The sequence below is a fragment of the Flavobacterium covae genome, assembly GCF_001534645.1.
Classification (GTDB): domain Bacteria; phylum Bacteroidota; class Bacteroidia; order Flavobacteriales; family Flavobacteriaceae; genus Flavobacterium; species Flavobacterium covae.
In genome coordinates, this window is sequence record NZ_CP013992.1 from 982,689 (window position 1) to 1,006,776 (window position 24,088).

The 24,088-nt window shown below is 28.4% G+C and carries 20 protein-coding genes; 14 read left to right on the top strand and 6 right to left on the bottom strand.

Annotated features, from left to right (window positions below; genetic code table 11):
- Positions 1 to 47 precede the first annotated feature (47 nt).
- Positions 48 to 623: a GNAT family N-acetyltransferase gene (locus AWN65_RS04330; RefSeq protein ID WP_060383817.1), complete on the bottom strand. Its 576-nt coding sequence runs from the start codon at positions 621 to 623 to the stop codon at positions 48 to 50.
- 73 nt (positions 624 to 696) lie between these two features.
- Between AWN65_RS04330 and AWN65_RS04335 the strand changes: the two genes are divergently transcribed.
- The 10 genes from AWN65_RS04335 to katG all read left to right on the top strand — a co-directional run bounded on the left by AWN65_RS04335 (position 697) and on the right by katG (position 10,096).
- On the top strand, positions 697 to 978 hold the full coding sequence (locus tag AWN65_RS04335; RefSeq protein WP_060382041.1) for a hypothetical protein: 282 nt from the start codon (positions 697 to 699) through the stop codon (positions 976 to 978).
- Between the two features lie 376 nt (positions 979 to 1,354).
- Positions 1,355 to 1,606 (top strand): hypothetical protein, encoded by a 252-nt coding sequence (locus tag AWN65_RS04340; protein ID WP_060382042.1) that lies wholly within the window; start codon positions 1,355 to 1,357, stop codon positions 1,604 to 1,606.
- A 145-nt stretch (positions 1,607 to 1,751) separates the two neighbouring features.
- Positions 1,752 to 2,612 carry a helix-turn-helix domain-containing protein gene (locus tag AWN65_RS04345; RefSeq protein WP_060382043.1) on the top strand — a complete coding sequence of 287 codons (861 nt, stop codon included), beginning with the start codon at positions 1,752 to 1,754 and terminating at the stop codon, positions 2,610 to 2,612.
- Between the two features lie 67 nt (positions 2,613 to 2,679).
- Complete coding sequence (locus AWN65_RS04350) at positions 2,680 to 3,213, top strand: carboxymuconolactone decarboxylase family protein (RefSeq protein WP_060382044.1); 534 nt, start codon at positions 2,680 to 2,682, stop codon at positions 3,211 to 3,213.
- A gap of 19 nt (positions 3,214 to 3,232) precedes the next feature.
- Positions 3,233 to 3,634: a DoxX family protein gene (locus AWN65_RS04355; protein ID WP_060382045.1), complete on the top strand. Its 402-nt coding sequence runs from the start codon at positions 3,233 to 3,235 to the stop codon at positions 3,632 to 3,634.
- The gene (locus tag AWN65_RS04360; protein ID WP_060382046.1) at positions 3,622 to 4,032 is read left to right on the top strand and encodes an OsmC family protein; all 411 of its coding nucleotides are present in this window, start codon (positions 3,622 to 3,624) and stop codon (positions 4,030 to 4,032) included. Before AWN65_RS04355 ends, AWN65_RS04360 begins: the two co-directional genes overlap by 13 nt.
- Positions 4,033 to 5,479: 1,447 nt before the next feature.
- The gene (locus AWN65_RS04365; RefSeq protein WP_060382047.1) at positions 5,480 to 6,043 is read left to right on the top strand and encodes a Crp/Fnr family transcriptional regulator; all 564 of its coding nucleotides are present in this window, start codon (positions 5,480 to 5,482) and stop codon (positions 6,041 to 6,043) included.
- Between the two features lie 201 nt (positions 6,044 to 6,244).
- Positions 6,245 to 6,922, top strand: coding sequence for a type 1 glutamine amidotransferase domain-containing protein (locus tag AWN65_RS04370; protein ID WP_060383818.1), 678 nt, complete (start codon positions 6,245 to 6,247; stop codon positions 6,920 to 6,922).
- A 64-nt stretch (positions 6,923 to 6,986) separates the two neighbouring features.
- A complete protein-coding gene (gloA2, locus tag AWN65_RS04375; RefSeq protein WP_060383819.1) occupies positions 6,987 to 7,379 on the top strand; it encodes an SMU1112c/YaeR family gloxylase I-like metalloprotein in 393 nt (130 codons plus the stop codon).
- Positions 7,380 to 7,918: 539 nt separating this feature from the next.
- Complete coding sequence (katG, locus tag AWN65_RS04380) at positions 7,919 to 10,096, top strand: catalase/peroxidase HPI (RefSeq protein WP_060382048.1); 2,178 nt, start codon at positions 7,919 to 7,921, stop codon at positions 10,094 to 10,096.
- Between the two features lie 294 nt (positions 10,097 to 10,390).
- Here katG and AWN65_RS04385 read toward each other — a convergent pair whose 3' ends face one another.
- Together AWN65_RS04385 and AWN65_RS04390 are read right to left on the bottom strand one after the other, a co-directional pair.
- The gene (locus AWN65_RS04385) at positions 10,391 to 12,793 is read right to left on the bottom strand and encodes an alpha-ketoacid dehydrogenase subunit alpha/beta (protein WP_060382049.1); all 2,403 of its coding nucleotides are present in this window, start codon (positions 12,791 to 12,793) and stop codon (positions 10,391 to 10,393) included.
- A 178-nt stretch (positions 12,794 to 12,971) separates the two neighbouring features.
- Positions 12,972 to 15,776 (bottom strand): hypothetical protein, encoded by a 2,805-nt coding sequence (locus AWN65_RS04390; RefSeq protein ID WP_060382050.1) that lies wholly within the window; start codon positions 15,774 to 15,776, stop codon positions 12,972 to 12,974.
- Positions 15,777 to 16,411: 635 nt separating this feature from the next.
- Here AWN65_RS04390 and AWN65_RS04395 point away from each other — a divergent pair.
- The 4 genes from AWN65_RS04395 to AWN65_RS04410 all read left to right on the top strand — a co-directional run bounded on the left by AWN65_RS04395 (position 16,412) and on the right by AWN65_RS04410 (position 20,120).
- A complete protein-coding gene (locus AWN65_RS04395) occupies positions 16,412 to 17,326 on the top strand; it encodes a GIY-YIG nuclease family protein (RefSeq protein ID WP_060382051.1) in 915 nt (304 codons plus the stop codon).
- Positions 17,327 to 17,713: 387 nt separating this feature from the next.
- The gene (locus tag AWN65_RS04400) at positions 17,714 to 18,562 is read left to right on the top strand and encodes a phosphoribosyltransferase (protein ID WP_060382052.1); all 849 of its coding nucleotides are present in this window, start codon (positions 17,714 to 17,716) and stop codon (positions 18,560 to 18,562) included.
- Positions 18,549 to 18,875, top strand: a complete 327-nt coding sequence (locus AWN65_RS04405) for a hypothetical protein (protein ID WP_060382053.1) — start codon at positions 18,549 to 18,551, stop codon at positions 18,873 to 18,875. The genes AWN65_RS04400 and AWN65_RS04405 overlap by 14 nt, the downstream gene beginning before the upstream one ends.
- Positions 18,876 to 19,040: 165 nt before the next feature.
- Positions 19,041 to 20,120, top strand: a complete 1,080-nt coding sequence (locus tag AWN65_RS04410) for a reverse transcriptase family protein (protein ID WP_060382054.1) — start codon at positions 19,041 to 19,043, stop codon at positions 20,118 to 20,120.
- A 270-nt stretch (positions 20,121 to 20,390) separates the two neighbouring features.
- Here AWN65_RS04410 and AWN65_RS15160 read toward each other — a convergent pair whose 3' ends face one another.
- The 3 genes from AWN65_RS15160 to AWN65_RS04425 form a co-directional block, all read right to left on the bottom strand.
- On the bottom strand, positions 20,391 to 21,752 hold the full coding sequence (locus AWN65_RS15160; protein WP_063744209.1) for a hypothetical protein: 1,362 nt from the start codon (positions 21,750 to 21,752) through the stop codon (positions 20,391 to 20,393).
- Between the two features lie 295 nt (positions 21,753 to 22,047).
- Positions 22,048 to 22,668: an NADAR family protein gene (locus AWN65_RS04420; protein WP_060382055.1), complete on the bottom strand. Its 621-nt coding sequence runs from the start codon at positions 22,666 to 22,668 to the stop codon at positions 22,048 to 22,050.
- Positions 22,669 to 22,701: 33 nt separating this feature from the next.
- Positions 22,702 to 23,760 (bottom strand): phosphoribosyltransferase-like protein, encoded by a 1,059-nt coding sequence (locus AWN65_RS04425; RefSeq protein WP_060382056.1) that lies wholly within the window; start codon positions 23,758 to 23,760, stop codon positions 22,702 to 22,704.
- Positions 23,761 to 24,088 lie beyond the last annotated feature (328 nt).

A 24,088-nucleotide genomic window follows, 5' to 3' on the forward strand; every position in this document is an offset into this window, starting at 1 on the left:
AAAATGGAGTTTTTATTTTAATCAAATTTTTATGCTTAATATGAATGCTACTTCTTTCTATCTTTTAAGTTAAATTCTGATTTTAAGATCGAATAAATAACAGAATCCCAAAATTTACCCTCAAAATATTCATTCTCTCGTAAATGACCTTCTTTTATAAAGCCTAATTTCTCTAATACTCGTGCAGAAGCTTGATTTTTGGGATCTATTACAGCTTCTATAGAATGCAATCCCATTTGACTAAAACCATACTCCAATATAAGTTTAGTAGCCTCTGTAATGATACCTTTGCCTCTATATTCGGGTAATATCATATAACCTATTTCAGAACGATAATTTTCTCTTTGTATGCGATAATGACCTAAAAAACCTATTAATTTATCATTCGGTTTTTCAGTAATTGCCCAATTAATTCCTTCATTTTCCTTAATTTTATTATTGATTGTGTCAATCAATTCTAAGGCTTCTATTTTGTTTTTTAGTAAAGGACGCGGTATAAATTGCATATTATCAGCATTACTTCGTAATGCAAATACCTCATCTACATCATTATGAGTCATTTTTCTTAAGATTAATCGTTCTGATTCTAAATTTTGAAACGGTAAAAAAGCAAAGGAATTCATAAAAAAATGTAATTTATTGTAAAAAATCATTAAATTTATAATATCTCAGACCCATAAAAATAAGTGTAAATATATGGAAACAAAATTTGAATTAATAGAAAAAGAATTAATTGAAAATCTACATTTTCCTACAGAACAAGTATTGGAAGAATTAAAGGATAGAAAACAGTTAAAAGCAGAGTTAGAAAGAGCACAGGTATTAGGAAATGTAGAACATGCTAAAATTAAAATTTATTTTGAAGATGACGTTTCAAAAAAAGTAGTGGATACAACGGTTTGGGGAGTAACAGATCAAGAAATAATTCTAAAAAAAGGAGTTACTATTCCAATACATCGTATTTATAAAATTATGTAAAAACTTAATGAAATAAAGAAGTAACTTCTGTTAGACTTTTTTAGATTAACAGAAGTTTTTTATTTGTTTATTACGAAAGAAATAAGAAAGACAAAATCATATAAGAAGTATTATCATTTCCTTTTTATTTAAATAAATATTAAGGTTTTATACATACTAAACACCTACAATAAAGTGAAATTGTAAAAATTTATTGATGAAGAAACGAAAATAAATAGCTCTTATTTTATACCATGCGATGATTTCAATTATATACTAAAACGTCTGTTCGAGTTGTTTTTAAAATGAAAAAAAACGTATCGAGAACTTTATTTTTTAATCCAGTATATTTTAAGTTTAAATGGTATAAATTAGGAGGATTGTTACTTCTTCAGAATTGGGTAATATTATTTCTAATAACGAACAATATTATAACGGAAAGAAAAAAACTTATAATAATGGATTAGTTTGCGAAAGGACGCTAATTGATACGTTTTATCACAAGACAAATTCGAGATTTACTAACTTTAATTTTGAATTTAAGAATAAAACAGGAATAGAATTTACTCCTATTGATAATTTTGATAATGAAACATTAGAATACAGAAGCAAACTACTTTATGAAATAGTAAAAAAATATGGGAAATAAGATAAAATAACTACTAATGAATACTATCCCAAAAAGTACTATTACATTTCAAAGGGTTCATTTATATTTGTATACAATTTTATTTATAAAATAATAACAAGTCATAACAAAGAAAATATTTACCCATTTACAAAATAAAATTTAAATGATATATAGAGGATTAAATGACGAATACATAGAGTTAATAAACTTACAAAAAGGAAGTTCATTAACCTTTGATGATACTTCATCTTATCCTCTTTTATTTGTATGGATAAAAGGAAATGAATCCGAAGTATCTTATGAAGGCATAAAATTATCTCTTAATAATAATACTATTTTTTGTCTGACAGCATTCCATAAAATAGAATTTATAAACTTAGAAACAGCAAGAATAATAAAATTCAATCGCGAGTTTTATTGTGTTAAAGACCATGATAGTGAAGTAAGTTGTAAAGGACTTTTATTTTATGGAGCCAATCAATTACCTTATTTTCAAATACCTAAAGAAGAAATTGATAAATTTGAAATATTTTGGCAAATGTTTCAAGTAGAAATGCAATCAAAAGATGATTTACAATTAGAAATGTTACAAATGATGTTAAAAAGATTTATCATACTTTGTACACGTGTCTATAAATCTCAAATGAACTTTTCTAAATTAGAGATAAAAGAAGTAGATTTAGTTAGAGAATATCATTATTTAGTAGAACAACATTTTAGAAACAAACATACCGTAAAAGAATATGCTGAATTATTAAATAAATCAGCAAAAACTCTTGCTAATCTTTTTTCAAAAGTTTCGGACAAAAGTCCATTACAAATTATTCATGAAAGAAAACTTTTAGAAGCTAAAAGAATGCTTAGATATACAGACAAACCTATAAAAGAAATAGCATACGAAATAGGGTTTGAAGATATACAAACTTTCAGCCGTTTCTTTAAAAAATCTGAAAATCTAAGTCCGTCAGAATTTAAAAAACATCTTTTGGGAAATATGGACAACTCATCGGGAACGATAACCTAACAGATTCCTTTATTCTTACCTCATCTTTGCATTGTAATTAATTTATTAATATTTAAAATTAAAAACAATGACAAAGTTTACAGTTCCTACACGAGTAGAAGTATCCGAAAACAATCAAGTAATTTTTGATAATTTACAAAAAGACTTAGGTTTCGTACCTAATTTATATGCCTATTATGCAAAAAACGAAACAGCACTAGGTGATTACTTAACTTTACAAAATAGAAAAAACACTTTAAAAGCAAAAGAAAGAGAAGTTATTAATCTTGTTACAAGTCAAATTAATGGTTGTCGTTATTGTCAATCAGCGCATACTGTTTTGGGAAAAATGAATGGTTTTACCAATGATCAAATCATAGAATTAAGAAAAGGAACAGCTTCTTTTGATTCTAAGTTAGATGCCCTAGTTAAGTTTACCGCATCAGTAGTAGAAAATAAAGGAAGAGCTACAGAAGAAACTAAAAAGACTTTTTTTGAAGCGGGTTATACAGAAGCTAATTTAATAGACTTAGTTATTACTGTAGGGGATAAAATCATCAGTAATTATATTCATAATTTAGCTGGTTTTGAAATTGATTTTCCAATAGCAACTGAAATTTAATTATTAACAAAAAAAAAAAATGAATTTAGGAAATTTAATTATCAGAATAGCCTTTGGTTTATTATTCATTTGGGGAGGACTTGAAAAATTCTTTGAAGGTTTTTTAGGAGGAGCAGGTTTACAAAATATGGCAGGTTTTCTAAAGTCCACAGGTTGGAGCTTTTTAGGAGATACAGGCGTTTTTATTTTAGCAATTATTTTAGCATCATTAGAACTACTTGCAGGAATTTTACTCATTATTAATAAAAAACTATTTTATTCCTATAGCTTTTTATCATTTGTTATGTTTGTTGCTCTAACAACAGTTCATATACCTTCCGCAAATTGGATGAATATTATGATTCATATAGCATTATTGGGTTCATTATTAGGTTTAGCATTAGATCAATTTAAAAAAGAAAAACCATTATGGGAGCAGTAATCAAGATAAAAAATTTACCAGAAGGATACCAAAGTATTATTACTAACGGAACACATACCATAGTTGGTGATGAACCTTTGGAAAGCAAAGGTACTGATCTAGGCTTAAGTCCATCAGAATTAGTCTTGAGTGGTTTAGCTATGTGTAAGGTAGCAACAGTTCGTTTTATTGCACGAAAAAATAACTGGGAAATAGGAGAAGTCAAAGCAGAACTTTCAGAAGAGATAAAGAAAGAACCTAGCAGATTAAAAACCACTATAAAAGTGGCTATTCATATTGACGGAAATATATCCCAAGAACAAAAAGAAGAATTACTCAAACAAGCCAATGCGTGTTATATTCATCGTCAAATAATGGGAGAATGGAACATAGAACATGCTACAGAACTAGAATACTAAAAAAATAAAAATTAACTTGCAAATTATAAGAACATATAAGAATGCACTGCACCTAAATAGATTTAACTTTTTTAGAGCAGTGCATATTGCGATTATAGATAATATGGTAAATTAATAGATGAGATAAAGTAACTATATTAATTGATTTATAAATATTTGTATTTATTTGTTAAACCTTTAATTTAGTTTTTTAAAACACATTAAAAATAACAGGTTGTCAAACCTTGTCAAGAGATAACGACCATTAAAAAACAATTAAGTAAAATAATATATAAAGTTTTCATGCTATCTGATAGTATCTTTAATGTTTAATTTATAGTTGATAAAAAGTTATTTAGTAAAAAATAATATTCAAAGAAAAATAAATAAAGAAGAATTATCAAACACACACAAGATATGTCATATTATTCTTTATCCCTTTTATTTTAAGAGAGTTTTGGATCTTATTATTTACTGTAATAAATATTTGTAAATCAGAAAAAACAAAGTATTGAATTGAAGTAATTGCTGAGGTTGAAAATCTAACGTCTGCTTATAATAACAAAGACAAGTTATCCGAAGTTAAGATTAGGTACGTATATATTGTTTAAAACAAAAAATATAAAAATAATAAAATTGCTTTTGGTTATGGATCTAACAGCGTGGAAGATTGTGAAAAGTTATTTGATAAATTAAAAAAAGCTTAAAAAATAAGAATTTATATAAATCCTTATAATCATTCAGATTCCATATTAGTTAGAGGACTCAATGACCCAATAATTAAGATGCTAATTTTTTCTATAATCAGGAACTCCTTACTTTCACTATTTTTAATTCCCTTATTCACAAAAGAGGACTCTGGAAATACACATAAAAAAAATCGAAAATTGTATTCATAGTATGGAGTGTTAGTCTTTACCTAATATTTATAAAACCAATCTGTATTTCCATAGTAAAAAAGATAAAAATAATTGAAAATAAATTAGTAATACCATTTAAACTTTGAAATTTCCATATAATAATATTTTTTAACCTTGAGACTGTCCAAAAAGTTCGCAATCTTGTCATTTCTATCAAAGGGAGAAATCACATAATGTTGATTTAGACACTATCCTACAAAAACAATAAAAATTAGCGTTGGTTCTCGATACGCTTCGCGCTCGATATACTCAACCGTTTGTTCAAATTGTTTTAAAAAAGAAAAAACGTATCAAGAACTTTATTTTTTAATCCAGTATATCTTAAGTTTAAATGGTATTATGAAAGTTGAATAATGTAGAAAAATAGACAAAACATTATTGTTGCTAAAGAACCAATATTTCTAAAAAATCATACTTTTTACATCAAGATTAACAGAAAACCATCTAGCTTAACTTTGTCTTTTTTATCTTTTACACTATATTTACCTAATAGCAGGTTAAACAACCAAAAATAATATCCGATTTAAAAAAATACAGTTTACAAAAAGATGAGCGAGATACTAAGACATCAAATAGAAAAAATTACGCCATTAACAGATAAAGAATTTGAATATATTTTGTCTCATTTTACAACCAAAAAGTTAAAAAAACACCAATATTTGATTCAAGAAGGAGATTTTGTGCAAAATGATCATTTTGTCACAAAAGGTCTTTTAAAAGCTTATTATGTTAATCAAGACGGTAAAGAACACATCATGCAGTTTGCAATGGAAGATTGGTGGATTACGGATTATCAAGCTTATTTTAATGAAACAAAGTCTATATTAAATATAGACTGCATTGAAGCAACAGAAGTACTTTGTCTATCCTTGTGTAATAGAGAAAAATTATGTGCAGATATGCACAAAATAGAACACTTTTTTAGAAAAAAATCCAATTCAGGTTATATGGCCTTACAAAGAAGAATACTATCTTTATTAAATAGCAATGCTAAAGAAAGATACGAGCAACTTCGTGAAAATTATCCAATATTATTTCAAAGAGTGCCTAAAACCCTAATTGCTTCTTATTTAGGTGTTTCAAGAGAAACCCTTAGCCGTTTTAGTTCTTAAGTGTGATATACATCACATAAAACTTGTGATTTATCTCCTATGAGAAGAAAAAGAATGCGATGAAATTTGCAACCAACTAAAAACAGTAAGACAATGAATAAATTGTTTCAAAACATTTCGACAAGAATTATAATAATTCTAAGTTATATTACTTTTAGTGGTTTATGTCAAGTAAATGCGCAAACTTTAAATAGAAAAAAAATGAATAAAAAAATTTTATTTGTGGTTACGAGCCACAACAAACTCGGAGAAACAGGTCAATCTACGGGATATTATTTAGGAGAAGTAACTCACCCTTGGGCTGTTTTAAGTGATGCAGGATATGAAATAGAATTTGTTAGCCCTAAAGGAGGTAATCCTTCATATTATGGAGAAAATAATGAAGACCCTATCGACCAAAGATTTTTAACAGACAAAAAATATCAAGCTAAAATCCAAAATACAATGAAACCATCGGATATTAATCCGTCAGATTACGTAGCTATCTTATATGCAGGAGGACATGGCACCATGTGGGATTTTGCAGACAATGAAGAACTAGCACTAATTGCACAAAAAATTTATGAAAATAATGGTGTAGTAAGTGCTGTTTGTCATGGACCAGCAGGTTTGGTAAATATTAAACTTAGTAATGGTAAATATTTAGTTGATGGAAAAAAAATAAACGCTTTTACCAATGAAGAAGAAAGTGCAATAAAATTAGAAAATGTCGTGCCATTTAGTCTAGAAACTAAACTTATTGAACGTGGTGCAAAATTTGAAAAATCAGGACTATGGCAATCTCATGTAGCAGTTGACCAAAGAGTCGTGACAGGACAAAATCCACAATCCGCTCATGGAGTTGGAGAAGCTGTTTTAAAAGAACTTCAAAAACTTTAATTTAATTCTCAAAAATAATTTAAGGCAACAATTATATGTTGCCTTAATGCGTTTAAAACAAAATATGTTAAAGAGTATTCATCATATAGCCATTATTTGTTCAGACTACGAAAAGTCAAAATATTTTTATACTAAAATTTTAGAATTAGAAATCATTAAAGAAACATATAGAGAAGAAAGACAATCTTATAAACTAGATTTAGCATTAAATGGAAACTATATTATTGAACTATTTTCCTTTCCAAATCCTCCAATGAGAGTTTCAAGACCAGAAAGCTGTGGATTAAGACATTTAGCCTTTGAAGTTTCAAATCTAGAAGAAATGATAGAAAAATTAAAAAAACATAATATCATAGTCGAATCTATAAGAATTGATGAATTTACGCAAAAAAGATTTACCTTTTTTCAAGATCCCGATCAATTGCCAATTGAATTGTACGAAATCACCATAAATTAGTTATTAATATATAAGTCAAACATAATAAACCCTAAATAATTGAACAAATAAAGAGATATTTTCAAATTACCTTAATTTTTACACCCTAGTTCATAAAAAGGGAGAAGAAATACCAAACTAAAATTTTAAAATACTATATCCGTAATAAATTTCAATCGTATAATTTTATCTAAATAAATTATCATTGAAAAATTCCTATTCCTTTTAGAAAAAACACTTTCACTAAAAAACATTTATTTTAAAAACAAAAGCATACTATTTACTTATATAAAAACTAATATTAAATATTAGAAAAATTAACTCATTTGACTTAATAATAATAAATAATTCAGGTAGTCTTTTTTAGAAAACACAACGATTTTTGGTATATTTGAGTTAGATAAAAAATAAAATCTTTATAAATTGACTATCCTTTAGGTTTGTAATCAAACCAAAATGATGATACACTTTTATAAAAGTTATTACTGAATTACAAAAAAGCCATGAGGTAAATTTTTAAAACCCTAATATAATAAAAAATAAAATTTAAATAAAAAACTATGAACAAATCAAAAGAAGGAAAATGTCCCTTTCACCAAGGAGCTAACACCGAAATTAAAAAATCGGTTGTAGATAAATGGCCTAATGCACTTAATCTTGATATTCTACATCAACACGATACTAAGACAAATCCTTTAGGTGAAAATTTTAATTATGCAGAAGAATTTAAAAAACTTGATCTTGAAGCATTAAAAAATGATTTAAAAAAACTAATGACAGAAAGCCAAGACTGGTGGCCAGCAGATTGGGGACATTATGGAGGTTTAATGATTAGAATGGCATGGCATGCAGCAGGTACGTATCGTTTAGCAGATGGACGAGGTGGAGCCAATACAGGAAATCAACGTTTTGCTCCACTTAATAGTTGGCCTGATAATGGTAATTTAGATAAAGCACGTAGATTGTTATGGCCCATTAAGAAAAAATATGGAAATAAAATTTCTTGGGCAGATTTAATAATCCTAGCAGGAAATATGGCTTATGAATCAATGGGTTTTAAAACATTTGGTTTTGCAGGCGGGCGTGAAGATATTTGGCATCCTGAAAAAGATATTTATTGGGGAGCAGAAAAAGAATGGTTAGCAAAAGAAAGATATTTTGATGATGCGGATAGCGACTCTCTTGAAAATCCTTTAGCAGCGGTACAAATGGGATTAATTTATGTAAATCCTGAAGGAGTTAACGGAGAGCCAGATCCGTTAAAAACAGCTCAAGATGTTCGAACTACGTTTAAACGTATGGCTATGGATGATGAAGAAACCGTAGCATTAACAGCAGGAGGACATACAGTAGGTAAAGCACACGGAAATGGTGATGCTTCTATCTTGGGACCAAATCCTGAATCTTCAGATGTTGAAACACAAGGTTTTGGTTGGATCAATCCAGAAGGGAAAGGAAATGCCGAAAATACTGTAACCAGTGGGTTAGAAGGAGCATGGACAACCACTCCAGATAAATGGAATCATACGTATTTTCATCTTTTATTAAATTATGAATGGGAACTAAGAAAAAGTCCAGCAGATGCTTGGCAATGGGAACCAATCAATATAAAAGAAGAAGACAAACCATTCGATGCGCATATACAAGGAGTACGTAGAAATCCTATTATGACAGATGCAGATATGGCTATGAAACTAGATCCTGAATATAGAAAAATAGCAGAAAAATTCTATAAAGATCCAGCTTATTTTGAAGATGTATTTGCAAGAGCATGGTTTAAATTAACACATCGTGATTTAGGTCCTAAAAATAGGTATCTTGGAGCTGATGTGCCAAAAGAAGATTTAATCTGGCAAGATCCTATCCCAGTTGTTGATTACAAATTAAATGATGCTGAAATAGAAGAGTTAAAAATAAAACTTTTGAACTCAGGACTAACTAAAACAGAACTAATTAATACAGCATGGGATAGCGCAAGAACTTTTCGTAGTTCTGATTTTAGAGGGGGAGCTAATGGCTCGAGAATTCGTTTAGCACCTCAAAAGAAATGGGAAGGAAATGAGCCTCAAAGATTAGAAAAAGTATTAAATAAACTTCAAGAAATTAAAATCGAATTGGCTCACAATATTAGTATAGCAGACTTGATTGTTTTAGGAGGTTGTGCAGCTATTGAAAAAGCAGCAGCAGAAGGAGGCATAAATATTAAAGTACCTTTTAATGCAGGAAGAGGGGATGCAACAGAAGATATGACAGATGTGGAATCATTTTCTGTTTTAGAACCAATTCATGATGGGTACAGGAACTGGCTAAAAAAAGACTATGCTGTTGCCCCAGAAGAGTTACTTCTAGATAGAACACAACTGATGGGACTTACAGCACCTGAAATGACTGTTTTAGTTGGTGGTATGCGAGTTTTAGGTACTAACTATGGAGGTCTAAAACAAGGTGTTTTTACAGAAAGAGAAGGTATTTTAAGTAATGACTTTTTTGTAAATATTACAGATATGAATTATACTTGGACCCCTGTTTCAGAAAATCTTTATAATATTGTTGATAGAAAAAGCGGAATCACAAAATGGACTGCTACAAGAGTTGATTTAGTATTTGGATCAAATTCTGTTTTAAGAGCTTATGCAGAAGTTTATGCACAAGATGATAATAAAGAAAAATTTGTACACGATTTTGTTAAAGCTTGGGTAAAAGTTATGAACTCTGATCGCTATGATTTAGTAAAATAGCCTTTGTTTATAAAATAATAAAACTAACCTCCTTTAAAATAATTAATGAGGTTAGTTTTGTTAAGATAAAATTTACGTGTAATTCTTTTTCCTTGTCTTTTTTATGCTCTAAATAAAAAAGAGAGTGTCTAAAAGTAATAACGTGACTTCTAGCTTGGGTACTTGGAGGATAGTAAAATCCTTATTATCAGTACTTTTTAATTCATATTGTCTATTTACATTCTTTGATGAGAATGATAAAAAGGAAAAATTTTAAAAAGACTTTCCTTTTTTATTTAAAATAAAAAAATAACTTTAGTATAAGCTTGGAAATTTGCTAGGATTAGATTCGTGCATAATTTCATACACTTTTTCAAAAATATCTTCCACAGAAGGTTTTGAAAAATAATCGCCATCAGTACCGTAAGCTGGACGGTGTGCCCTTGCAGTAAGAGTTTCTGGTTGGCTATCTAGGTATTTATAAGCTTTTTGTTCTTCTACAATTTGTTGTAAAATATAGGCAGCAGCACCACCTGGTACATCTTCATCAACAATTAACAAACGATTTGTTTTTGCTACTGATTTTACAATGTCATGGTTAATATCAAAAGGGAGCAATGATTGAATATCAATAATTTCTATATCAATTCCTATTTCTAGTAATTCTTTTGCTGCCTGTTCTACTAAACGTAAAGTAGAGCCGTAGGATACTATAGTTATGTCTTTCCCTTCTTTGAGTGTTTCTGTAATGCCTATAGGTGTCTTGAACTCACCTAGATTCGTAGGCATTTTTTCCTTTAAACGGTAACCATTTAAACATTCTACTACTAATGCGGGTTCATCTGTTTGTAATAGAGTGTTGTAAAATCCAGCCGCTTTTGTCATATTACGAGGAACTAATACATGAATGCCTCGAATTGCATTTATAATCATTCCCATAGGTGACCCAGAATGCCAAATGCCTTCTAAACGATGACCGCGAGTTCTTATGATTAAAGGTGATTTCTGACGACCTGCTGTACGATACTGTAGTGTTGCAAGATCATCACTCATGATTTGAATGGCGTATAATAAGTAGTCTAAATATTGAATTTCTGCTATAGGTCTTAATCCTCTCATAGCCATACCAATTCCTTGACCTAGAATAGTGGCTTCACGAATACCGGCATCACTCACACGCATTTCGCCATATTTTTCTTGCATTCCTTCCAAACCTTGGTTTACGTCTCCAATGTTTCCAGAATCTTCACCAAAGATTAAAGTTTGTGGGTATTTTGCAAAAATAGCATCAAAATTGTCTCTTATAACTAAACGAGCGTCTACTTCTTCTGAATTTTCATCATAAGTAGGTTTTATTTCATTGATAGCAAGTACATTGTTTTCTGATTGAGAGAACAAATGAGAGCTAAATTTAGGTTGAATTTTAGTAATATATTGACTAATCCAATTTGCTAGAGTTGTTTTGGTATTTTCTTGTATTAGCATTCTTAACACTTTACGTGCAGTTATAAGAATGTCTTTACGAATAGGTTCTTTTATGTTATTTAAATCATGAGCATATTTTTCTATAAAAACTTTATTTGTTGACTCAGATGCAATGTTTTGTAAGATCGTTACTAGTTCGTCTCTTTCGGTTTTTATAGGGTTTGTAAAATTATTCCAAGCTGTTTTTTTGCCTTCTAATACATCCTTTTTAGCTTGAGTATCAATTTCGTCTAATTCTTCGGTTGTGGCTAAACTGTTTTCTAGCAACCATTTACGCATTTGAGATAGGCAGTCAAATTCTGTTTCCCAAGCGAGACGTTCAACGGATTTGTAACGTTCATGCGATCCTGAAGTTGAATGACCTTGGGGTTGGGTTAATTCATTTACGTGAATTAATACAGGTACATGTTCTTCTCTTGCTATTTTAGAAGCTTGTTGGTAGGTTTCTACTAAGCCAGGATAATCCCAACCTTTTACATTTAGTATTTCGAAACCATTGTTTGTTTGATCTCTTTGGAAACCTTTTAATATTTCGGATATATTTTCTTTTGTGGTTTGATAACGTGCGTGTACTGAAATACCGTATTCATCATCCCATACGCTCATTACCATAGGAACTTGTAATACGCCTGCTGCATTGATTGTTTCAAAGAACAATCCTTCTGAAGTTGAGGCATTTCCAATGGTTCCCCAAGCTACTTCATTTCCTTTTACAGAAAAATTAGTAGTGTCTATTCCTTCTACATTTCGAAATATTTTAGATGCTTGTGCCAAACCTAATAAGCGTGGCATTTGTCCCGCTGTAGGAGAAATGTCAGCACTTGAATTTTTTTGTTTGGTTAAGTCATTCCAATTTCCATTTTCATCTAATGAGTGTGTTGAAAAATGGCCTCCCATTTGACGACCTGCACTCATAGGATCGAATGCTAAATCTGTATGTCCATAAAGACCCGCAAAAAATTGTTCAATACTCAAAGCACCTATGGCCATCATAAAAGTTTGGTCACGATAATAACCAGAACGGAAATCGCCATTTTGAAATGCTTTTGCTAAAGCAAGTTGAGGGATTTCTTTTCCATCGCCAAAAATGCCGAATTTTGCTTTTCCTGTTAAAACTTCTTTACGACCTAATAAACTACATTCGCGACTGATGCGCGCAATTTTATAATCATTTAAAACTTCTGTTTTAAAATCTTCAAAAGTTAATTCTTTTTTTTCTTCTACTTGTGCCATTTTCTTAAATGTAAGTACGCAAATTTAATTAAAAAGCCGTTATGTTGTGCTTTATTTTGAAAAAATAAAATTTAATTATTCGTATTTTTAATTCAATATAATCTTTTTTAATTATTTATTTTTTATAAAAATGTTGTTTTTTATTAGATATTTTTACTTAAAATGTGTTTTTATTGTTTTAAAACCATTTTCTGTTGAAAATACCTAAAAGAGTTTTGGGATTAATAGTAAATTGGAAACGTATTTTTTCGGCATAATTTTTTTGTCCTATTTCCCATCCATTTTTTGAATAAATAGGACAAAATATTTCGAAATAATCAGGGACTATATTAAAATGAATTCCAGTGTCATAAACCCAATTAGGATTACTATATTTGTTTTTGTAGAGGCCTACATCGCCATATACTTGAACCCATTTCCATAAAGAGGAAGTTATGTTAACGGCGGTTAACCATTGATTAGCATAAGGATTACTAAATTTAGATTTAAATCCACCTTCTGCTATAATAATTTGTTGGCTAAAAAAACCTGATTTTTCACTTCTTCCATAAAATGAGTAGTCAAAAAGATAATCTTTTGGACGATCTAATCCAAAATCATAATAGGAAGAATTAGTGTTTTTGTAAAGAAATATTCCGCCGTAAAAGCGAAAACCTATTTGATAATTATTTTCAAAAAGTTTTCTATAACTAATTTCATTAATATATTTTGCAAATTCATTACCTATTTGTATTTGATTTGATATATGGTATCCTTTTGCGGTTTCATTATTTCCAAATGAATAACGAGCGTTGAAGACGGAGTATTTTAATGGAGATAACGTATCTTTAGACAAAGGACTAAATTCTTTGTTTACAAAAACTTGTCTAAAAGAAAGGGTTTTGTATTCATTTTTCGTAATATCTAAATTTCGGAATCGAAAGATAAGAGCAGGTATAACCCTAAAATAGGAAGCATTTTGTATGTAATGGTAGTAAGAAGTAGATAAGGTAAAACGAGTTTGGAAATTAGTATTAGAAGGTTTGTTTAATGAATAACCTATAAATCCACTACCTGTTAAGGACTGGGTGTTAAATGAATAACTAGGATTTATTTCGTAATTAAAAGGACGTGCAATAAAGCTTTCATTGTTTAAAATCAAGGAAATTAAAGCACCATCATACACATTATAATCAATATTGGGATAATAAAAAATTTGGTTTCGTTTAGAATTTTCTAGATCCCTAAAAAAAGTAAAATCTATTGGGCGGTTAGGTTTAAAAAAATTAGTAGTCTTATAATTATTTTTTTTATTTAGTTCTGGAAAATAATTATTTTCATTGATAACAAATTGATCTAATTCTTTTGTATTAAAAGCAAAAGTTGTATCCTTTTCAAAATGAGGAATAATCCATTTTTGAAATATCTTTTCTTTGTTTTTATAACCACTTAATGTAAAGGGAATACTAGAATTGTGATTTTTTTTAATTTCTAGTTGAATTTGATTATTATGTTTTTGAATTTTACCAAAATGATAGTCAACTAATTCTTTAGAAGAAACTAATTCGTGAAAAAACCAATCTATATTTTTTTCAGTATTTTTTTTTAAAATAGTTTCAAAATCAATTGTGTTACAAAATTTTTCTTGATTAATATTAAAGAATTCTTGGATACTTTTTTCTAATGATCGATCTTCTAAGTAATTTTCAAGATATTTAAATGCTAATCCAGCTTTGTATTTGAGTGCAATTTGCTCGTTGAATTTACTGAGTTTGTTCTTAGGAGTGTTTAAAGCTTGATCTAGTGTTTTTCTAGCCATTATAAGATAAGCATGATAATACTGTTCGTTAAACTTAGCATTTGTGAACTCATATCCTTTTAGTATTTTAAATCGGTTAAGTGTTCCCGCTAAATTTATATTAGGGTAATATTCTTCAATGTAATTAATCAGGTAATAGTGTTGAATAGCATCTAATAAATAATGATCTTTTCGCCAATCAATGTTTAAATTAGATTTCAAAAAACTTTGTGAATACACTTTTAAAAATTTTAATTCATATAAAAAACTATCAGGAAAAGGACTCAAAAGACTTGGTAGTTGATTTAACCCATAGAAAGGATTTCGGTCATAGTCAACTTGTGAAATAAGCAAACGTTTTGTTTTAGACTTTCCTATGTGTTTTTCAAAATACTTAATGATTCTATCAATGATAAGGAATTTTTGAATATCATTAACATTTTTACTTTCTAGATTGGTTATAATAGATATATTATCGTTAGAAAGAGTTTCAAACGTTTTATTTTTTTCTATTATGAATTGATATTCTTTTGAATGGGTGCTTTTAAACGTTTTGGAATTTATTGAGTCCAAGTTAGAAATAATATTATATTGATCGGGAATTTCAAAAGAAAACAGCATTTCCTTAACTTCTTCATAAGTAGCATCTTCTGTGTTTTCATTGCTATAAGTAACACCCGTATTACTGTTTATCTGTTTGTTGATTAACAAAAAACAATCTTTCAAATAAAAATCTTCTTTATTTGTTCCCCATCGAGTAAATTTACTATTAGGTATTTGGAGTTCGTAGTTTAATTGTATTTCTATTGAATCACCCGATTTTAGATTAAAAACAGGAATAGAAAATAGGTCTATTTGATTTGAAAATCTTTGTGGTGTAACTACGTTATTATTAACTGTAATTGTGTTTAAAAAAGTTTCTCCTCTTTCACTTTTATTGGATAAGTGAAAATTTCGAACAAATTGATCCGATAATTTTTTTCCAAGGGGTGTTTGCCTGTTAGAAAAACTATGATTCCAATCACTAAATGTTAATTGATCAATAGGATAGGGGTACTGATTTTTATAAATTATTTTTTGCTGAACAACCAGTTTTTTAGAATGAGATTCTAGAAAAACTTTACAATTTAGTGATTGCTGGCTGTATGTATAATTTATATGACCAAGTATGAAAAATAAAATGATTATTAAGAGTTGTTTCTTCAAAATTTTAGTTTTATTGCAATATAAATAAAGAATTTTAAATTATAGATTATTCTAAATAAATGGAAATCAATTTTTTCTTTGCATATTGTTATCAAAAAAAACAAAGTATTAATAAAATATTAATTTGTGCTTAAGAATATAGGGAAGGAATTTATTTTTAATGATTTTTATGTTTGTTTTTAACATATTTTTTAAATTTGAATGTAAAATTAAAATTGTGTTAAAATTTGTCATTAAGTGGTTTTCCTAAGAATTAGTTAGAAAGAATAGAATCTATTCATAAAAGAATAACAAAACAGGAGATTCTACAAAAAGTTCGCAATCTTTTTCATTTCGACCAAAGGGAGACATCTTAATGCTAAATTTTGATGAGGCTTCTTTGTTACTAAAATTCTTCAAATTTTACTTTTATATTTTTTTTAAATCTAATAGGAATGGGAACTTAAAGTATTTCCAAGCTAAATGCTTTGTTGAAAAATACGTTGAGGAAATCTAAGCATCAGAGTATTCAATTCTATTTATTCTGGTGCATTATACTTTAACTTTAATAATTATTTTCGTTATATTTGGGATAATCAAAACTGGTAGAAAAGTTAAAACGAACCTATGAATAAGCTGTATTTATAAATTACAATATGATATTAGGAAAAAGCATCAGAATATATTTGAAAGAAGGAAGTGTAACAGGTATTAAATTTGCAGAGTTGGTTAATCAAACTATTCAATCTCTTTCATGTCCTCGAACTAAAATCGCAGAACTCAACAAACATTTCCCAAATGAAATAAACACTCAAGGTGTCTATTTTTTAATAGGTTATGAAGAAGATACTGGAAAACAAATTGTCTACATTGGAGAAGCTGAAAATGTTTGGGATAGATTGAAAAATCATGATTATCAAAAAGATTTTTGGAATGAAGTAATTGTCTTTACTAGCAAAGATGATAATTTAACAAAATCACACATTAAATATCTTGAAAGCCGTTTAATTGAAGTTGCAAATCAAACCAAAAGATATGGATTAAAGAATGGAAACTCTCCTTCATTAAGTTCACTCCCTTTACCTGACAAAGATGCAATGGAAGAGTTTTTGTCAAATATTAAAATCTTAACCGGAACTCTTGGTCATAAATTTTTAGAAAATCCTATTTCACATAAAAACATCTCAGAAATTGAAATTTCATTAAATGATAAAATAGATGATAATAAAACAATTGAAAGGATTGGAGAATTAGAACTTTACCTAAATATAAGCGGAATAAAAGCTTCTGCAATACAAACAAATGAAGGTTTAGTAGTGCTACAAGGTTCAGAAGCATCGAAAAACCCAACTAAAAATTATGGCTATGGATCCTTGAGAGATAGTTTGGTATCTGAAAAAATTATAGAATCAAATTCAAATGACAAATTATACTTTTCAAGAAATTATCTATTTAACAGCGTATCTGCAGCCGCTGCAGTTATTCTAGGCTATTCTGTAAATGGTAGAAATGTTTGGAAAAATAAAAATGGAAAATCAATAAATGAAATCGAAAAGAACGAGCTAGAATAATTTTTTGTAAAGCGATACCCTCCACAAAGTGATCTGATTTTCTTCAGCTGATTTTAAAAATATAAAAATGCTCCAATCTGGTAAATTTAGAGCGATTGGGTAACTGTTGTGTTGAGAAATAGGTTAGGTGAATCTGAGCGAAAGGTTTATTTTTTTCACTGTATATTTAACAATTTTTCCTCCAACTAAAATTTGTCTAAAATTTTTTAATTGTAGTTTGTAAGATTTTATTTTAATTTCCTTTTCTTTATATTTGAAAAAAGCAATTTAAAATGTGAGGTAAACATTTTAAATTGCTTAAATAACAACAATAGATACAAATGAATAGTTCATCTATTTATTAGTTAACTATATTACTTAAAGAAGTACATAATTAAATTTAGTAGTGTGAAATCTATAACTTATTTAATAGAATTAGATAAAATTTTTGAAGAAAAAAAATGGAAAGAAAAAGAAAATTATGAAAAGGTATTGGAAGCATTATCAAATTTTTCAAACATAATATTTGAAAAGGATGAGGAGTATGATTTATTTCTTGAACTTTTACGTGAATTTCACTGGATATCACTAAATGATTATTACAATTCTTGTAAAAAACTATTAACTGAAATTATAAACGACTTAGATTCATCTAATCAAAATATTTATATATTCCCTATAATTACCAAAAATCAAAATTCAAAAATAAAGAGCGGATATCTAGTGGCATACCTAATTAAATCACTAATAGCAAGTATTGAAATTATCCATACCTATAAGTTTGAAGATGTAAATAATTTCGTCGATATTGGAAAAATAAAATTTAAAAAAAATGATGTATTATTATTAGTTGATGATTTTATTGGTAGTGGAGAAACGTTAGAAGAATGTATTCAAGATGTTAAAAAAGCTAATAAAAATATTGGAGATAAATTTAAAATTTTAACAATAGCCATAAAGAAAGATACGTACATTAGATTATCTAAAAAATACAACATTTATAAAAAATTAGAAATTTTAAAAGGAATTTCGGATTACAACACTGGTGACGATATTAATGAGAAAAAACTAATAATGAGAAATATAGAAAATAGAATCTTCTCATCAATTGATGATTATTCATTAGGATTTAAAGAATCTGAAAGTCTTATTACTTTATTGCGAACACCTGACAATACTTTTCCAATTTTTTGGAATAATTATAAAAAGGCTATAAACTTAAAACCGCCATTCCCTAGAAGTTATGAGAAAATTTAATAATAATGAATTATATCAATTATTACATATTATTCATAATAATGGAAATATTAGAAGACTAATTAGAAAAGATATTACATTCGTTGAAGTAATTGATTTTATAAAAGAATTAACTATAAAAGGCATTTTATACTATAATGATGCTAAGTTATCTATATCAGAAGATGGTATGAAACTTTTCGAAGAATTATCAATTAAATATAAGAATACAGAAAAAGACAAATGGATTGAAAAAGAAATTAAATCAAAATTAGAAAATAAAATTGATTTAGATTTCATATATTTACCTGACCAAAATGAATTATATTTTTAATGTAATATATGGGAAGTGAGTCACTAACCCTAAATTGGGAACTAAATTTCAAGCTCAATGAGCTTGTAAATAAGCAAAATCAAAGATATTTGCTTATTTAAAGCTCATTTTTCCGTTTGGGAGTAATTAAATACTCCCAAACATAAAGGAAATTTAAATAATAATATGGATTTAGAGTTATATAAAAGACATTTTAGAGAAAAGGCTCTAAATAGTGGTTTTTCTGAGGAAACTATAATTAAATGTTTAAAATATAGTGAAGTTTTAGCATCTAAGAATTTACCTGTAATTTATAATTCCTATCATTTAGCTGGACTAGTTGGATATAAGCATTCTTACTTAAGCAGAGCCATTATTTCTACTGATTTTTTCTATCGAAAATTCAAAATTCAAAAAAAAAATGGTAAATACCGTGAAATATCTGAACCACTACCTAGCTTAAAAGAAATTCAGTATTTTATTCTTAAAGAAATACTATACAAACAAAAAGTAAGTAAATATTGTAAAAGTTATATCCCTAAAAAAAAATTTAGGGAGTATCTTAAATATCATTCAAACGAAAAACAAGTTTTAACCTTAGATATTAAAGATTTTTTTCCATCAATAAAATATGAGTTTATATATACTTATTTTATGAATTTAGGATATGCAAGAGATGTTTCTTATTTTTTAGCAACTCTATGCAGTTACGTACCTAAAGCACCTAAAGGTGAAAAAACAGACTTATCTAAAAGATTTTTACCTCAAGGAGCACCTACCAGTCCTTATTTATCAAATCTTATTCTATCAAATTTTGATGATTTAGTTGCAAAGTATTGTAATGAAAATAAACTCAAATATACTCGTTATGCAGATGATATGACTTTTTCTGGAGATATTATACAAGAAGATGAATTAATAAGCTTTGTTCAGTCAGAATTAAATAAAATTGGCTTAAAATTAAATATTGATAAAATTAATTTTATGAAACAAAATGTTCCTCAAATTGTATCAGGAGTTATTATTAATAAAAAGGTTCAATTAACAAAAGAAGATAGAAATAAAATTAGAAATGTAATGTATTATATATCAAAGTTTGGATTAGAAGACCATCTTAATAGAACCAACGAAAAAAGAGATTATTTCGTTTTTCATCTTTTGGGAAAAATTCAGTATGGACTATCATTAAATCCAAATGATCACGAATTGAAAAGATATAAAGAAATTCTAATTGAAGAAAAAAAGAAGTACTACAGCAAAAGCTAAGGTTTCTTAGTCTCGAAGAGCAAAAATCATCTATGCTGATCAGAACCCACTCAACTTTCGCAATTTTAGGCTTTTCGTGATACTGCACCCACAAAGTGAGAAAGGCACATTCAGAAGTAACCTCACTTTTGTAAAAAAATAAAACAATGACCCATTTTGATTTACAAATTTGGGTCATTTTTGTTTTTTAAAGGATTCAAATGTTTAAAAATAGGTTTTTGGGTCGCAACACGACGCACGTTCCCCTATGATGCTGGTCTTACATTTTTTTTATGCTACTAAAGTTTGCTGTTGTAGATAAATCCGTCTCCCTATTTCTAATGCATTGGCTGTGTGAATGCCAAAGAAAATCCAAAGGATCTCACTTTTTTGGGTTTTGGCTTTGATTTTCTTGAGATGGTAATGTTCCTTCTCCTTGCCAAAACTTCCTTCTAGTCGAGTAGCTCGTTCTTTCTTGATGTGTTGCGCTAAAATTTTGCGTTGTTCTTCATTTTTTCCAGCTTTTCCTTTACGTACAAAATCGGTTTGGATAGTATTGGTAGACGTGAAGGTTCGATTTTTATTGGTAGCATAAATGGCATCGGCTCCAAGTATTTTTACTTTTGTTTTAGTTAAATTCTGAGCGCAAAAAACACTGCTTTGCAGACGAGTTCCTTCGTTGAAAGCTCGATATTGAATGTGTTCGATGAAGTTAATGCCATCGATTTGAATTTTGTTTACTTTGGCTCCAAATTCAACTTGCTTTACTTCTTTCCCGCGAACAATTGGGCGGATATAACTTTTGCTAATACTTACAATCCTGTCTGGAACACTTTTACCAGTTTTAAATATCTGAATTTGTTGTTTGTATACTTGTTTGATAATCAGGCGCTGTTTGCTATATTTTGTAGTGGCTTCAAACGGATTTTGTGCTTCAATACGGCTAAGTTCGCCATTGAGTTTGTATAATAATTTAAGTAAACCTCGGGTAACTTTTGTGCGATGTTTTGATTGTTTTTTTCTCTTTTTTGAATATTGATTGTATCGCTTACACCAATCTAAATATTTAGTTCTTGGTAGTTTTATTTTAAACAAATGACACAAAGCTTCCATTTGCTTATAATTCCACTGTACACACTCCCAAAGCAATTTCTGGTTCGTAGGAAAGCGCACTTCACTCTCGTAACAAGTAGCATCCGTAAGCATTTTATCTAAATCTCCCATATAAGGAATCCAGTTCTTAGCTAGTACTTCTTGAGCTTTGCCAATGGTTAAAGTCTTGGATAGCTCCATTCTGATTTGACTCACGATTTTAAAGTTTTTCAAAGGTTTATCAATCGGAATCAGAATATCACAAAAAAATTGCATAAAGATATTTCCATTGAGAAGTTCAATCAACTTTTTATCCGAACAACCGTAGTAGTTTTTAAGCATCATCAGAGCAATTTTGCCTTTAGGACTAAAATAACAATGAGTCCCTTTTTGAGAATCTTTCAGTTTGAAGGCTTGAGCAAGCTCTGAAAAAGGCATCGAAAGATAAATTTTACCCAAATCTGTTTTTAAAAATTGGGCGTAAAAACCATCAAAATCTTTATTGATAGTAAAAAATGGAATTTGGTATTGAAATTCGCTTAAACGTATTATTTTTGGCATAGCATTTAAAGAAAAACCCCGTTTTTGACTCTTTTTGAGCAATTTCGGGGTTTGTTTCTTCTAAAATAACACTTATTTTGTTGATATGCAAGTGTTTGGGTAATTATGAATGTGCCGAGAAAATCATAAAAAGAAGTCATCTCAATACTAAATTTTGAGATGGCTTCTTTGTTACTAAAATTCTTCAAATTATACTTTTATATTTGTGTTGAAAAACAATAGGAATGAGTACTGAAAGTATTTTCGCGATAAATGCTACGTTGAGAAAATCTAAAAGTGCTAGAGATTAAATAGTTTACACCAAGCTATCTTCTAAAAAATTTTCATTATGAAAATCAACAATAAGATCATCACATATTAAATCTATGTGCTGATTATAAAGTAAAAAAGCTGAAATATCTGGTGGATAAACACAAAATACACGTTTTTTATCATATATATATTTCTCACGTAATTCCATCAATAATCTCCCTAAAGCATTTACTCCTTGCAACTCTTCTTTATTTATTGATTTTGCTCCCCAAATTTTATCATCCGTTGTAAATTCAACTATAGATTTATTTTGTGTTTCTTCAAGCAAATTGCTAAACTTAGCCCAATTTTGAGCTAATTTGATTTCTAATACCCAACGCATAACTTTAACTTGAATTCTTTCCCAATCTGGTCGAGAATATTGCGCTTTATATTTGTTACTAATCATTTTAGCTTTCATTGCATTATCTTGACTAATAATCTCATATTGAATTTCAGGATTTGTTGGATAACGCATTGCTTGATATAAATGCTCTGAAGAAGGCACTATAACTTCATTAATATATAGCGAATAGCCTGAAGCCATATTGGATAAACCTCCAAATGGTTCTGTTGTTTTTCTAAAAACAATTGCCTCTTTAGATTTATAAGTCCTGCTATTCATAGTTTATTACTTAAAGTAAATATAATAATTATTTTAATTCCCTCTATTATGTAATGGAAAAAGACCTCTCCAATTATGTGCTGGATTATCCCACCAAAAGACTATTGGACAAGTATTACTAATATTACGCCAAGTAAAAAACAATGTTCCAGTGCCAAAAGTTTTATAACTTGGATATGTCTTTCCTAATGGTCTGTGTTTATGTTTTGTTGTTTCGTCTTGAATTTTTTTGATTATTTCAATTCCTTTGTCTAAAAATATTTTCTCTAATCTGTTTCTATTTTCCCTTGAAGAGAAAAAAACTTCTTGACTAGGTTGGGTTGCTTTTCTATATGCTTTATCTGATTGAAGTGTAGCATTTTCTAAACTTACCAAATAAACATCGTACTCATTTTTTGATTTTTCTGGATAAACTAAATTCAATTTGGGATTAAACCCTCGTAAATTATTTTCTATTTTGTAATAACCACCTATCGGAAATTTAGAAACGTCTAAAAAATAGTTTTCATCATCAAACAACTTTTTAAGTGAATATCTAGCATTATCAACACCCCAAGAATGTGTACAAAAAAAGAAAGACAAAACCCTTAAATCTTTATTAATCAAGGCATTTAATATGTTATTTTCTTGAATAATATTTTTTATTGCAAATTTAAAAGTTCCGCCACTTGCTAAAACATCATCTAGGTAAATATAATTCTTGATTCCTAAAGTACTACATATCTCAAGCGATTGTCCAATATTTTCAATTAAGACCTCATTAAGCAATAGCAACAAAACAGATTGACTTTTATGCTCTGCTTGTGAATTTATGAAATGAGTTTCCCTTAAAAATATTTCACAATTTTGATAACCAAAAAACGTTGTAGCTTTATTGATAAACTCCCAAAGTATCTCCATTGCTTTAGCTCTTGATATATAAGTTCCTTGATTTAGAATATGTAATAATTCACTCAAAACAAACTCCCTATCCATAATTTCGAATTGGTTTACCCATTCCATTATGTGATTTTCAGACATCACAAAACCGTTCTCATAATCTGAATGATAATCTTTTGTAATTAATGCTATTTCTCTTGCTATTTCTTCCAAAGTTTTTATCCTTAATTTTTCACAGTTTTTAAAAAAGACTCTCCTAATAGAAATCGATTTTTTTTTATACTTTTAAACCTTACAATATAATTTCTGAAAGATTTTTTTTCATAAAATCATTAACTTAAACTTAAAAATTGAAATAAAATTTATTCATTATTAATAATCCTAAAAGCATAAAAGTTTGAATTATGTTGCTCAGACTGATGATTGTTCTTCAACAATTTTATTTATTTCTTTTTCAATTGGTTTACCCATATTTCTAGATGCTCCATTATTTCATTCAATAATACTATAAATACTGGATATTTAGGATTTTTTATTTATC